The following is a 13,262-nucleotide window of genomic DNA, read 5'->3' as shown; positions in this document are numbered from 1 at the left end:
GACGTAGTGTTCCTCTTCGTGCATGCTAAGCAAGGTACGGTGTACTCCACGGCGCAACCCTATCTTTAGCCGACCGCGATGACGCCCTCCTCACCCCCCGCTACGCCCCTTGCCGCCGCCGACAGTTTGTCCGACCGGGAGTTGGTGACAGTCATCCTGGGAGGGCACCGCGATTGTCTCAATGAGCTATACCGCAGGTACCAGGATCGGGTGTACTACAAATGCCTCGGCATGGTAAAGGACGCCAATTTAGCGCAGGACCTGGCCCACGACGTATTCATCAAAGTATTTACTAACCTGCATAAGTACCAGGGCAAGGCCGACCTATCGTTCTGGATCTACGCCATCACCTACAACCACTGCGTGACCCACCTCAAGCGCGCTAAACGGCTGCGGTTTGATACCATCGACGAGACGCTCGACCCCGCCGACGGGGGCCCCCAGTCCCTGAACGAGAAGCAACTGCAGGACCTACGCCTCGATCAACTCGCCCGCCTGCTTAAGGAACTACGCCCCGAGGAGGAGATGCTGCTGATCCTTAAGTACCAGGAGGCGATGAGCATCAAGCAGATTGCGGCCATTCTGCAGATGTCGGAAAGTGCGGTGAAGATGCGCCTCAAACGCTCGCGGGAGCGACTTGGTAACCTACTCAACGGACTGTCCAATGGCTGCTGAGTCCACCACCATGGAGTTGCTACTGCAGGCCCGCATGCAACAGTTAGCCGACGAGCGCCGCGCCGCCGCGCCGCCCCCGCCGGAGTTACGGCAGGAGGTCTTCCGTACCCTGGACCTGATCGACACCATCGGCGAGATCGGTTCCCTCTTTACCGGCACCTTACTGGGTACGGCCGCCGAATTCATCGACCTGCTCGAAGACCCCGAGGGCACCCACCAACCCCCCACTACCGAATGAACGAAAACACTGGATACGCCTATCTTTTCTTAGACAGCCTGGAGGGCATGGCCCGGACCGTGCTCTCGGTGGTGCCGCGGGTACTGGCCGCGCTGGTGATCCTGGCCCTGGGCTGGCTGATCGCCCGGCTGATCAGTCGGGGCGTAGCGCGCCTGCTGCAGGCCGCGGGCTTAGACCGACTGGCAGACCGGCTCGGGGCCACCCAACTGCTGCAGCGGGCCAATGTGAGGCTACGTCCCTCTACGCTGCTGGGCCGCCTCATCTACTACGTGCTGCTACTGGTGGTCATCATTACGGCCGCCGATACGGTGGGCTGGACGGCGGTGAGCACCGAGATCTCCAAGCTGCTCGGCTACCTGCCGCGCCTGCTCTCGGCCCTGGTCTTTTTCGTGGTGGGCTCCTACATTGCCTCCTTTATCCGTGACCTGGTACGCGGGGCGGCCGGTAGCCTGGGTATCTCGGCCGGGCGCATTATCAGCTCGGTGACTTACTACCTGCTCATGCTCATCATTACGCTCACGGCCCTGGAGCAGGGTGGGGTAGATACTAGCATTATCACCTCCAACCTCCTAGTCATCGTGGGCTCGGTCACCCTGGCCGGGGCTATTGCCTACGGACTAGCCAGCCGGGACGTACTCACCAACATTCTAGCCGGCTTCTTCACCCGCCGGGCGGTGCGCGTGGGCCAGCTGATCGAGGTGGACGGGCAGCGGGGCCGGGTGATCAGTATGTCAGGACTATCGATTACGCTACAGGTATCGCCAACCGAGCGACTCATTCTGCCCAGTCAGCTGCTCATCACCCATCCCATCCGCATCATCGATGAGGAGAGTCTTTAGCTGCGAATAGTAGCGCCACTACACCGGCCCCCCGCAGGTTGTTCTGCTCCAGGATTAGGGGCCCCAAAGTTCAGTGTCACCGTGACCTCCTCCCCCGCCAGGTTGCGGCGGTAGGCATAAATTTGCTCGTGGTTGGGCAGCAGCAGCTCGTAGTCGCCGTAAATCAGCACCGGGTGGGCTAGTCGTAAACGCGTCATGCGCCGGAAGTGATTGAGCACTGATTCTGGGTCCTCCTCCTGGGCCGCCACGTTGATGGTCTCGTGGTAGTGGGCCGCGGCATTTTCGCGCTCTACGAAGGCGATCCAGGAAGGACAGTCAACTTCCGTGTCCCCGTGCACTAACCTAGTTAGCACCACGGAGCCCACTCCCCGGTGAAACAACTTCGGGCAAACGGCCAGGTTAGTGATTGCCACTGCCTCCGATGACGAGTACTCTCCGCCCTTCTACCACTTGCGAAGCCCCAGTAGCTTTTCCCCCAGTTCGGAAAGTTTCGCCGTGCCGTAGCGCGTCCGTTCCCACCCCCGTGGGTCCCCCGGAAAGGCGTAGCCCTCCGGGGCCTGCCGCTCCCGCCACGACCGAATGCGCCACTGCCGCAGGTCCTCGTTGTCCTCCTGGGCTGGCATCATACTGATGTACTGGGCGATACGCACCTTATCCTGTGAGTGATTCGGCCGGATGCCGTGGGGCTCCGAGCTGTTGAAGATCAGCAGGTCGCCGGCCTCCAGCGGCACCTTTACGATTTTATCCTCCAGGCCGGTCAGGTCGGGCTGGAAGTGGTCGCGGTCCGTGGGCTGGGCTAGTTTCCAGCTGTCGTAGTTGCGGTACAGCCAGGGGATACACTGGAAGCCGCCCATATTCGGATCGGTCTGATCGGCCAGCGCCAGTACGCCCTGCACGTTTTGCGGTTTGGTGTCGGGGTCGTAGTCCCAGTGGATAAAACCTTTATACGCATAGCCCGGCCGGATGGGGAAATTCAGGTTGGCCCGGTCGATGGTCACCCAGAGCCGTTCAGTGCCCCAAATGTCGACGAAGGCATCGTAGACTCGCCGCGCCTGCCGGTTGTTCCAAAGGTGCTGGTGGTTGTACACTTCCACCATGCCGGTGCCGGCCAGCTCCTTCATCTTCATCTCGGCCCGTGGGGCGGTGTACCAGGTGGCGGGATCGTCGGGGTCCTTATCCTCGAACTCCCAGAGAAAATCGGCGGTCTGTTGGGCTTGCTGGCGCGAGACCGCCTGTTTGACCACCACGTAGCCGTTTTCTCGCCAGAAGTCCCACTGCTCCATAGCGAGCACGCGGAGGGTGTCGGGGCTGGCAGTTTGACGCAGTTTGACGGTACTACTTTTGGCCGTGGAGGGGTTGCCGGGGATATCCTGGTGCTGGTTTTCCATGGCCCTGAATATAGTGGTTTTTGGTATTGGGTAGGGCCATCCGCTTACCCCACCACACCCACCACAATGGGCAGGAGGGCCAGCACCCCGTTGCCTAAGTAGTGAATGACGAAGCCAGCCCAGGTGCTTTGAAACCGTTGCGCTGCGAAACTGACCGTAAGGGTAGTGGGCAGCAGGTACACGATGGTCCAGGGATAAATGGGGGTATGGAATAGACACCAGAAGACGCCATGCACCATCCACGTCCGCCGGCCGTGCGTCAGTTCCTGACGGGGAAGCAGGTAGCCACGGAACCAGAGCTCTTCGCCTAAGATGTTGAAAAAAGTCAGAAAAATGAAATAGACCGGGATGATCCAGTAGGCCCCCTTTAGGGGCACCCCCATAAATGCTGTCAGACCACCGCCGGGTGCCGACTTCGTTGGATCGAGGATGTCCGGTAAAAAGTCCGGCGGTGCGAGTAGCGGGAGGGACGCCAGGTACTGGGCGGTGGGCAGTAACAACCCCGTAACCAGGAAGCCGCCGACAAATAATCCTACGCACGCCAGCAGTTGCCTACCGGTAAGGGCGGTTAACCGCAACCGCGTCCGCCACTGGGGCAGATTCCCTTCCCGTGCAATCAGTAGGAAGGTAGCAACGATCAGTAAGGTCAGCGGAATCGAATAGGCCGTGAGGAAGGCCCAGAAGGCGGAGACTCCTTCCCCCAGTAACGCCGGCATCAGATTGTATACCGACAGTCGAAACAGGAGCGCCGAAGCGGCGAAAAACGCAAGCGATTGCCAGAGGGGTAGGGGGCGGTACGCATTCATCCTAGGCTGCTTTAGCTCAGAGCAAAATACATTATTCTTTTCCGGCATGGCCAGGTAGTCTGGCCTGGGTACTACAGTTCAGGTGGTGAACGCCGGGTGATCTTCCCCGGTCATACGCGCTAACCGTGCAGCTATTTAAGCCCCTTAGGCGGTCCGGATCGCCGGAGCTCGTTCACCCCATTTTTTCCGCCCTCTACCACAAAGCCTTGCACCGGCGCACCCGCCCACTTCTTGCCTCCGTGTTCGCGCCGCTAGTGGCTACGACCGTAACGACCTTCCCGAATCCGGCCGTCAAGTCCCTATTCATTGACCTGCGCCAGCCAGTACGCGACGCCCGCGTGATCGTGTACGACCCGGCCGGGCGGGAGCTGCTGCGCCGCGAAGGAGTGACCGCCACCGTCGTGGAACTCGACGTAAGCGAACTACCCAAGGGCAGTTACCTACTTCGTGTGGAGGATGGCGGTAAGCTCTTTACGGGCAAGTTCCAAAAATAGTGAGTGTTCAAGTGAGTTTGCAGAAGGCAAGTCGGGCGCTATGGCTCGGGCTTGCTTTCCTTTTTTGCGGCGGGCTGGCCGCCCATCCCATGCCCAACTCCCTGCTGCTACTCGCTGCACCGCTGAGCGTTCGGGCCGGTCGCTGGAACGGACCGTTGGACCTACGACCCACCGCCTGGCGCGTCCTGCGGCTCGTCACGGGCTTTACCCTGGGCCATTCACTGACGCTGCTACGGGCTTCAACCTGGGTATCGAGTGCGTACAGCTGGGTATGGTGGCCCTGGTGCTGCCCTGGCTGTTGCTGCTGGCTCCCGATCCCCGGTACCGCTATTTGCGCTGGACCTGCGGTATGGTAGGGGGACTGGCCGCGCTAGCCTGGATCGCCGAGCGTATCAGTGGGCAGGGTAACCAGGTGGCGGAGATGGTACAGTCGGCCCTGAGCAGTGGGGCCTGGCTGCTGGCGGGTTTAGCCATGCTTACGGTGGGTAGTTTGCTCTCCCAGCGCTACATTACTGCCTGACATGTGGGCGGGGTCGCAGGTGCTACGCTCATTGAACGAAATCCAATCTCCCCGCTCGTGATCCGTATCCTACTTTTCTTCGGTTGTCTCTGTGTAGCCGCCATCTCATTTGGGCAGACCCCTAAACCCCGCACCGTCATCACCACCGACGGCGAGATCGACGACGTGGACTCCTTCGTCCGCCTGCTCCTGTACGCCAACGAGCTGAACATCGTCGGGCTGGTCTACAGTAGCTCCATGTGGCACTACCGTGGCGATGGTAAGGGCACGACCATGACCTCGGCCATGCCCATGACCCGCGAGCTATACGGCGAACGCACCGACCTGCGCTGGCCGGGTACGGAGTGGATGCAAGGGTTGATCGCGGCCTACGGCGAGGTATACCCCGTGCTCTCTACCCACGCGGAGGGCTACCCTACGGCGGAAAACCTGCTGCAACTGGTGCGGGTGGGCAACATCGACTTCGAGGGCGCGATGGACTATGACACCGAAGGTTCCAATTTCATCCGCGAGCTGCTGCTCGACAACGATACCAGTACGGTCTACCTACAGGCATGGGGGGGCACCAACACCATCGCACGGGCCCTAAAGTCATTCGAGGATTCCTATAAGGGCACGCCCGTCTGGCCGAAACTTTACGCCGGGATAAGTAAGAAGACCGTCATCTACCTGATCTCGGAGCAGGATGCCACCTACCGCGATTACATTGCCACCGCCTGGCCGGACATCTCCGTGCTCTACAACGGCGGGCAGTTCGCCGCGCTGGCCTACCCCTGGCAGCGCCTGGTGCCGGAGCCGATGCAGTACTGGCTGGAGGGGCGGTTTATGGGGAAGCGCATCATTCAGGACCGGGGCCCATTGCTAGCAAGTTACTACAGCTACGGCGACGGGCAGCAGCAGGCGGGCGATCCGGAGCACACTCACGGGGATTCTACGCGGCTGGACAGTGCGCAGTGGGGCAGTTTTCAACCCTATGATTTCATTTCGGAGGGGGACTCGCCGGCCTTCCTTCACCTAGTGGAAGTGGGCTTACGTAGTCTAAATCATCCGGGTTGGGGCGGGTGGGGTGGGCGGCTCGTGGCCTCCGATAGCGTAGCCGGCCGGTGGGAAGATGGCCCGGAGTCCGCCGACTATAACCCCTTTACTCAGCGGCGCGATGCGGACTACGCCCAGACCCGGTGGATTCCGGCCCTGCAGCGCGACTTTGCCGCCCGTGCGGACTGGTGCGTCAGGCCCTACGCGGAGGCGAACCACCCGCCGGAAGTAGAGGTGGACGGCAGTTGGGAGAGGAAAGTGAGCTCCGGAGAGGTGGTCGTACTACAGGCAAACGCTACGGACCCGGACGGTCACGCGCTGTATTACCACTGGTTTCGGTACGGGGAGGTGGATAGCTTCCCGGGAGAGGCGCTGCTGCTTGCGGACGGACAGGAGTTGCAGCTGCGAGTGCCCTACGACATGAAGCCGGGCCAAACCCTTCACCTGATCGCGGAGGTGACGGATGGGGGAGTACCGGCGCTGACGCGGTATGCACGGGTGGTGTTGACGGCGCAATAATCCATTTAATCGATCATTATGAACACCTATATATTCACCCTTGTGGGCGCTACCGCTCTCTTTACCTTCACCCAAATCACCGCACCTGCGGCCCCGCCCCCGGACCTCAACCGCAACGGCCGTACCGACGTGTACGAAGACCCCGCCCAGCCCACCGACCGCCGCGTGGAGGACCTGCTGGCCCAGATGAACTTGGAGGAAAAGGCCGGTATGCTCTTCATCAACGGCACCGGGGTAAGTGAGGACGGTGACATCAACAGTCGCGCGGGCATCGAAGGACCGGGCGCCATGATGCCCCTAGCCCGCGAGAATATGGATGAGCGCCACATGACCCACTTCAACGTGTGGACGCTGCCGGCTGACCCGGCCGTGTTCGCCCGCTGGTACAACGGGGTGCAGCGCTACGCCCGGGAGGAGACGCGGTTGGGCATTCCGGTCACGGTGGCTTCCGACCCCCGCCATCACTTTAGCGAGAACATCTTCTCCCTGACCGCTACGGGCTTCACCCAATTTTGCGAGACGCTGGGCTTCGCCGCCCTGGACGACCCGCGATTGACCGAGCGCTTCGCCGACGTGGTGCGCCGGCAGTACCTGGCCATGGGACTGCGGGAGGCCCTGCACCCCCAGGTCGACCTGGCCACCGAACCCCGCTGGCCGCGCATCAACGGCGCCTTCGGGGAGGATGCCGAGCTCACCGCCCGCATGGTGCGGGCCTACCTGCGGGGCATGCAGGGCGACAGCCTAGATGCACAGAGCGTAGCCTGCATGACCAAGCACTTCCCGGGCGGCGGTCCGCAGAAACTAGGCCTCGACCCCCACTTCGAGTTCCAGCAGGGGCAGATATACCCGGGCAACAACTTTGACTACCACCTCATCCCCTTCCGGGCTGCCATTGAGGAGGGCACGGCGGCCATCATGCCCTACTACGGTGTGCCGACCGACCAGACCGACGAGAATGTCGCCATGGCCTACAACAAGGCCATCATCACCACCCTGCTACGCGAGGAGATGGGCTACGACGGGGTGGTCTGTACCGACTGGGGGCTGGTGACCGATACCCCCCTGGGGCCCACCGTCTGGCCCGCCCGTGCCTGGGGTGTGGAGGAGCTGAGCGAGGCCGACCGGGTACTGAAGATCCTAGAGGCGGGCTGCGACCAGTTCGGCGGTGAAAACCGTCCGGAACTGGTGGTGCAACTGGTCAACGAGGGGCGCATGAGTGAGGAGCGTATTGACACCTCCGTGCGGCGGCTGCTGCGGCAAAAATTCCAACTTGGGCTCTTTGACGATCCCTTCGTAGACGAGGAGGCGGTAGCTACCGTCTTCACCGACTCGGCCGACCTGGCACTCGGTAGGTATTCCCAGCAGGCCTCGATGACCTTACTGAAGAACGAAGAAGGCCGGCTTCCACTGAGCGGTGAGGGGCTGCGGGTATACGTGGAAAACATGGACAGCGCCGTGGTAGCGGAGTACGCCACGGTGGTGACCAGTCCGGAAGTGGCCGACGTGGCTATCCTGCGGCTCAAGACCCCCTGGGTACCGGTGGAGACGGATAACTTCTTCGCTCGGGGTTTTCACCACGGTGATCTGGACTTTAAGGGAGAGGAGAAGGCACACATCCTGGACGTGCTACGTGCCGTGCCAACGGTGGTAGACCTCTACCTGGACCGTCCGGCCGTCATCCCGGAGATCGCCGCGGAAGCCGCTGCGCTGATTGCGAACTACGGGGCCAGCGACCGGGCGGTCTGCGAGGTACTTTTCGGCCGTGCCGCACCGCGGGGCAAGTTGCCCTTTGAGCTGCCCGCGTCCATGGAAGCCGTGGAGGCGCAGTTGACGGACGTGCCTTACGACAGCGAGGCGCCGCTTTATCCCTTTGGTTTCGGCCTGAGCTATTAGTGGAGAATTAATGTCACAGGCTCGGGCCGGAGGCCACTCAACCCTGGTTCGTGGGCTCGACCATATCAGGGAACCGTAGGGTCAACCACCAATAAAACGCCGAACCGTCGAGCAATCAAGCCAAAGGGTAGAAGGCTTCCCCACCGCTTTACTCCAGGAGCGAGCTTTGTGGTAACAAAACATGCTACCCGTGTCTACCAAAGTCATTTTTACCCTGCTGTTTGGTCTTGCGTTTACCCCGGGCTTCGCCGCCACCAACCCCGCACCTGCGGCCCCGCCCCATATTTTACCGGTAGAGGTAAAGGGCAGCATCACCGGCACCATCCTCGATGCGGCCAACGACGCGCCCGTAGGCTACGCCACCATCAGTCTGCACGACGCCGCTACGGACGAGGTCGTCAACGGTACCATCACGAATGACGACGGCACCTTCGAGATCGAGAACGTGGACAACGGTAGCTACCGCCTGGAGGTGACCTTCATCGGTTACGAGACCGTGACGCTGCCCGAGGTGAAAGTAGACGGTAGGCGGACCGATCTGGGCACCATTAAACTCGGTACCGCCGCCGAACTGCTGGAAGAAGTAACCGTAACCGGCCAGCGCGCCCTGATCGAGGAAAAGGTCGACCGGCTGGTGTACAACGCGGAGCAGGACCAGCTCAGTCGCGGGGGCGATGCGGCCGACGTGCTGCGCAAGGTGCCCCTGCTACAGGTTGACCTCGAGGGCAACGTCTCCCTACGCGGTAGCTCCAACATCCGGGTGCTGATCAACAACAAGCCCTCGACCATCATCGCCGGTAGCGTGGCGGATGCGATGAAGATGATCCCGGCCGACGAGATCAAGTCCGTGGAGGTGATCACTAGCCCCTCGGCCAAGTACGACGCCGAGGGGGCCGGGGGCATCATCAACATCATCACCAAGAAGAATAACCTGGCCGGCTATTTCCTTAACCTCGACACCGGCGTAGGCCTGCGGGGCTCCAACCTGGGCCTGACGGGCAGCTATAGGGTGGGTAAGTTCGGTATGACGGTGGGCGGCTTCGGGCGCGCCTTCTATAACGATGCGGAGACCTCCCTAGTCCAGACGTTCCCAGATAGCCGCAGCACCCAGTTCGGGGAGGCCAGCGACAACGGGGTGTTCGGTCGCTTCAATCTGGGCCTGGATTATGACCTGACCGACAGCCAGTTCCTGAGTGGCGGCGTACGCTACGGGGTGCGCAACTTCGCCCGTGAGCAGCTACAGACGACCAACGTGTTCACCGACGAGACCCTGCTGTCCACCTTCCTGCGGGACATCGACAGCGATCAGGAATCCGGCACCTACGACTTCAACCTGGACTACCTGCAGCGCTTTGCTCCGGGGCACGAGCTGAGCATCTCTACCCTCTACAGCACGACGGCCGAGGATGCCACCTTCGCCTCCGCCAACCTCGACGGGGAGGAGACCGTACTGAGCCGCTCGCAGAACCTGAACGACAACAGTAATAATGAATTTACGGTCCAGGCCGACTACATCCGCCCCCTCGGGGAAAAGCAGATCTTCGAGGTCGGCGCAAAGGGCATCCTCCGGCAGGTCAATAGCGACTACAGCTACCTGAGCGCGGAGGGCACCGGCGAATTTTTCGTCGACGCTAGCCGTCCTGCCGGTACGCTGGATTACGCCCAGGACATCGCTGCGGCCTACGCGTCCTATACCTTGGCCCTGCCGAACGACATCACCGTCAAGGGCGGTCTACGCTACGAGAAGACCCTGCTGAGCGCTACCCAGGATGGGGAGGACCTAGCCCTACAGGACTATGACAACCTCGTACCCAGCCTCAATTTTTCCAAAAAACTCACCGAGACCACTACCGTCAAGCTCGGCTACAACCGCCGCATTCAGCGCCCCTGGCTACGCCAGCTCAACCCCAACGTGAACCTGCTGGAAAACAGCCAGAGCATCGAGGTTGGTAACCCCCTATTGGTGCCCGAGCTGACCGACAACCTCGAACTGGGCTACTCCTCCTCCCTCGGCAAGACCTACCTGAACCTGAGCTTCTTCGGCCGTAACAGCAACAACGCCATCCAGGAAGTACGCTACCCGGTCGACAGCCTGGAGGGTACCCTGCTGACCACCTACGCCAACATCGGTAAGGAGCAAGCCCTGGGCGTCAATGCCTTCGTCAATATCTACCTGACTAACACCTGGACCGTCAACGGCGGCGTGGACCTCGACTACGCCTTCCTGGAGGGGCAGGTCGTCGACGCCGAGGGCATCTCCGTCACCGCTAAGAACTCCGGCCTCAACTACGGCGGTCGCCTGATGAGTCAGCTCAAACTGGACGGCGGTTGGTCGGCACAGGCCTTCACCTTCATGCGCGGCCGGCGTACCCAGCTGCAGGGCTTCCGGGGCGGCTTCGGCATCTACGCCATTGGCATCAGCAAGGAGTTTAACGAGGGGCGGGGCACGATCGGACTTAGTGCCGAAAACTTCGCTACCCGCGGCTGGGCGCTCCGTTCCGAGCTACAAACGGCCACCTTCTCCCAGGTCCGTGAGGACCTCCTCCTCAACCGCAACATCAAGCTGACCTTCGGCTATAAATTCGGCCAACTAGATGCCGGTCAGGCCCGCAGCAAGACCCGCGGCGTAAGCAACGACGACCTCATGGGCGGAGGAGATGACAACGGCGGCGGTGCAGGGGGCGGCGGCGCGCAGGTGCAGGGTCAGTCGAGAAGGCAGGCGCGGCAGGCGGTGAGCAAGGAGGCTAAGGCTGAGAAGAAGGAAAAGGCTAAGGCGGAGCAGGAGGAACCGGAGAAGCAATAGGTGACGGCTCTGCGTCCCTTACCTTTGAAGGCATGAACGCCGCCACCGCCGACCCCCTACGCAGGTATACGAAGCAGGACTACCTGGAGCTGCTCGACCAATCGGAGCATAAGTACGACTACCTGGATGGGGAGGTACGCACTATGGCCGGCGGAACGGTAGCTCACAACACGATACTGGACAATACCACCTTCGCGCTGCGACTCCTGGCCAGAGGATGCCAGATCAAGGGAAGCGAAACGGCAATCGCCGTAGCGGCCGCGAATCGCTACCATTTTCCGGACGTCAGTGCCGTTTGTGACACCCCTACCTACGAGCAAGGGGGAATTGCCCGGCTGACCAACCCCGCCCTGATCGTTGAGGTGCTCTCCGAGACGAGTGCGGCGTATGACCGGGGAGAAAAATTCAGTGCTTACCGACAGCTCCCCAGCTTTCGTGAATACCTGCTCATCGACAGCCGAAAACTAATAGTGGAGACGTACTTCCGGGAGGAAAAGGATCTCTGGCGCATCGGTAACTCCTATGATTTAGGCCAGGTGGTTCGCTTGCGCTCGCTCGGTATCAACTTACCATTGCAGGATATATACCTGAATGTAGTTTTTGGTGGGGGAGAGTAAGGCGGCGGCGGCGCGCGGGTGCAAACAAAGTACCGGTATCAATACACCGTCCGGTCCAGATAGTCATTGCGGAACTTGCCCTCCGGATCGTAGCGCTGCGCCAGGGCTACGAAATCGTCGAATCTGGGGTAGCGCTGCCGCAGTGTCTCGGATTCCAGCGTAAACAGTTTACCCCAGTGGGGGCGTACCGCGAAGGATGCCAGGGCGGCCTCGATGAGGGGTAGCAGGGCCCGCACGGCCGGCTCCTCCTGCTTCCAGGTGAAGTGGAGGGCTACGGAATCGCGGCGGTAGGCCGGACTCATCCAGAATTCGTCGGCCCGGATGGTCCGTACCTCGCTGATCAGGAGTAGCGGATCGATCCGGTCGCCGAGGGCGCGCAGGGCCCGCATGGCCGCTACGGCATCGGTACGGGCCACGAAGTACTCCGCCTGTAGTTCCTTTCCCGCACTCGGCGTAAATCCCATACGGAAGTGCGGCAGGCGATCGTACCAGGGCCCCGGCACCCCCAGCTGACCGGTAGTATTGACGGGGTCGAGTCCGGCGATGGGGTGCATCTCCTCGGTGGCCGCCCGTGCGCCGTAGAAGTCGGCCGGTAAGTCCGGTGCTTCCCGGTCGGTCCGACGCTTGATCCACACCTCGCTGACGGTGTCGCCGCCGTAGGTCGTGAAGAGGCTGACGCTGTAGCCGCTCGACATGATGTCATCGAAGTGTTCTTCCAGCGCGCTGACCGGCAGGTCCAGGTAGATGTCCTGCCGCACATCGAAGGCCGGCTGCAGCTCGAGGGTCAGTTGGGTGACGATGCCGAAAGCACCCAGTCCTACGGCCACGGCTGGAAAATCAGGGTGGTCCCGGTCGAGGGTCACCAGGCTGCCGTCCGGCTTGACCAGGTCGAAGGATAGTACGGAGGTCGCCAGGTTACCATTGGTCACCCCCGAGCCGTGGGTACCCGTGGCACAGGCCCCGGCCACGGTGATGTGCGGCAGGCTGGCCAGGTTGTGGACCGCGAAGCCCCGCTCGTAGAGGTCTACGCTAAAATCGCCGTAGCGAGCCCCGGCCCCCACCGTGAGCAGCGACTCGACCTCATCGAGCTCGATGACCTTATTCAGCGCCCGGGTGGAGAGCTGCACGTTCGGGCTATCGGCGATGTCGTTGAAGCAGTGCCGGGAGCCCAGGGCTTTTTTGCGTCCGGCCTCCTGCATGCGCTGCTGGAGCTCCTCCACGCTGCCGGGCTCATACACTTGCTCGGCGCGGTAGACGTAGTTGCCGGCCCAGTTGCTCCGGAACGCGGAAGCGTCCGCCGCGTCAGCTGGGGTCTTTTTAGTGGCGCAGCCGAGGTAGGGGAGGAGCAGTCCGCCGGCGGCAATCCGCGACGTGGTGTGTAGAAATTCTTTGCGTAGCATATGAGGAAGGTAGGGGTTCTTGGTGAGTTGGCCCT

13 protein-coding genes are annotated in these 13,262 nt (G+C 61.6%); 9 read left to right on the top strand and 4 right to left on the bottom strand.

Features of this window, described 5'->3' with window-relative positions; translation table 11 throughout:
- Nucleotides 1–78: 78 nt before the first annotated feature.
- Genes ACOOHD_RS08670 through ACOOHD_RS08660 form a run of 3 tightly spaced genes read left to right on the top strand, consistent with a single transcriptional unit; the run spans nucleotide 79 to nucleotide 1,752 of the window.
- Nucleotides 79–675: an RNA polymerase sigma factor gene (locus tag ACOOHD_RS08670; RefSeq protein ID WP_420461173.1), complete on the top strand. Its 597-nt coding sequence runs from the start codon at nucleotides 79–81 to the stop codon at nucleotides 673–675.
- Nucleotides 665–913 carry a hypothetical protein gene (locus ACOOHD_RS08665; RefSeq protein ID WP_420461172.1) on the top strand — a complete coding sequence of 83 codons (249 nt, stop codon included), beginning with the start codon at nucleotides 665–667 and terminating at the stop codon, nucleotides 911–913. Before ACOOHD_RS08670 ends, ACOOHD_RS08665 begins: the two co-directional genes overlap by 11 nt.
- The gene (locus tag ACOOHD_RS08660; protein WP_420461171.1) at nucleotides 910–1,752 is read left to right on the top strand and encodes a mechanosensitive ion channel family protein; all 843 of its coding nucleotides are present in this window, start codon (nucleotides 910–912) and stop codon (nucleotides 1,750–1,752) included. Before ACOOHD_RS08665 ends, ACOOHD_RS08660 begins: the two co-directional genes overlap by 4 nt.
- Here ACOOHD_RS08660 and ACOOHD_RS08655 read toward each other — a convergent pair.
- The 3 genes from ACOOHD_RS08655 to ACOOHD_RS08645 form a co-directional block, all read right to left on the bottom strand.
- Nucleotides 1,749–2,090 (bottom strand): hypothetical protein, encoded by a 342-nt coding sequence (locus ACOOHD_RS08655; protein ID WP_420461170.1) that lies wholly within the window; start codon nucleotides 2,088–2,090, stop codon nucleotides 1,749–1,751. The genes ACOOHD_RS08660 and ACOOHD_RS08655 overlap by 4 nt on opposite strands.
- Nucleotides 2,091–2,195: 105 nt before the next feature.
- Entirely contained in the window at nucleotides 2,196–3,140 is a 945-nt protein-coding gene (locus ACOOHD_RS08650) for a phytanoyl-CoA dioxygenase family protein (protein WP_420461169.1), read from the bottom strand.
- A gap of 44 nt (nucleotides 3,141–3,184) precedes the next feature.
- Nucleotides 3,185–3,946, bottom strand: a complete 762-nt coding sequence (locus ACOOHD_RS08645) for a CPBP family intramembrane glutamic endopeptidase (RefSeq protein WP_420461168.1) — start codon at nucleotides 3,944–3,946, stop codon at nucleotides 3,185–3,187.
- A gap of 239 nt (nucleotides 3,947–4,185) precedes the next feature.
- Between ACOOHD_RS08645 and ACOOHD_RS08640 the strand changes: the two genes are divergently transcribed.
- From ACOOHD_RS08640 to ACOOHD_RS08615, 6 genes are all read left to right on the top strand, one after another.
- A complete protein-coding gene (locus ACOOHD_RS08640) occupies nucleotides 4,186–4,440 on the top strand; it encodes a T9SS type A sorting domain-containing protein (protein WP_420461167.1) in 255 nt (84 codons plus the stop codon).
- 40 nt (nucleotides 4,441–4,480) lie between these two features.
- A complete protein-coding gene (locus tag ACOOHD_RS08635; protein ID WP_420461166.1) occupies nucleotides 4,481–4,960 on the top strand; it encodes a hypothetical protein in 480 nt (159 codons plus the stop codon).
- 57 nt (nucleotides 4,961–5,017) lie between these two features.
- Complete coding sequence (locus tag ACOOHD_RS08630) at nucleotides 5,018–6,514, top strand: nucleoside hydrolase-like domain-containing protein (protein ID WP_420461165.1); 1,497 nt, start codon at nucleotides 5,018–5,020, stop codon at nucleotides 6,512–6,514.
- A gap of 18 nt (nucleotides 6,515–6,532) precedes the next feature.
- Nucleotides 6,533–8,407 (top strand): glycoside hydrolase family 3 protein, encoded by a 1,875-nt coding sequence (locus ACOOHD_RS08625; RefSeq protein WP_420461164.1) that lies wholly within the window; start codon nucleotides 6,533–6,535, stop codon nucleotides 8,405–8,407.
- 190 nt (nucleotides 8,408–8,597) lie between these two features.
- Entirely contained in the window at nucleotides 8,598–11,210 is a 2,613-nt protein-coding gene (locus ACOOHD_RS08620) for a TonB-dependent receptor domain-containing protein (protein WP_420461163.1), read from the top strand.
- Between the two features lie 32 nt (nucleotides 11,211–11,242).
- On the top strand, nucleotides 11,243–11,827 hold the full coding sequence (locus tag ACOOHD_RS08615; RefSeq protein ID WP_420461162.1) for a Uma2 family endonuclease: 585 nt from the start codon (nucleotides 11,243–11,245) through the stop codon (nucleotides 11,825–11,827).
- A 38-nt stretch (nucleotides 11,828–11,865) separates the two neighbouring features.
- Here the strand turns inward: ACOOHD_RS08615 and ACOOHD_RS08610 are convergent, their stop codons facing one another.
- Complete coding sequence (locus tag ACOOHD_RS08610) at nucleotides 11,866–13,227, bottom strand: D-arabinono-1,4-lactone oxidase (protein WP_420461161.1); 1,362 nt, start codon at nucleotides 13,225–13,227, stop codon at nucleotides 11,866–11,868.
- Nucleotides 13,228–13,262 lie beyond the last annotated feature (35 nt).

It is taken from the genome of Neolewinella sp. (genome assembly GCF_965214665.1).
Lineage (GTDB): Bacteria > Bacteroidota > Bacteroidia > Chitinophagales > Saprospiraceae > Neolewinella.
The sequence above is the reverse complement of the archived record's forward strand: the minus strand, read 5'-3'. Positions and strand labels throughout refer to the sequence as shown.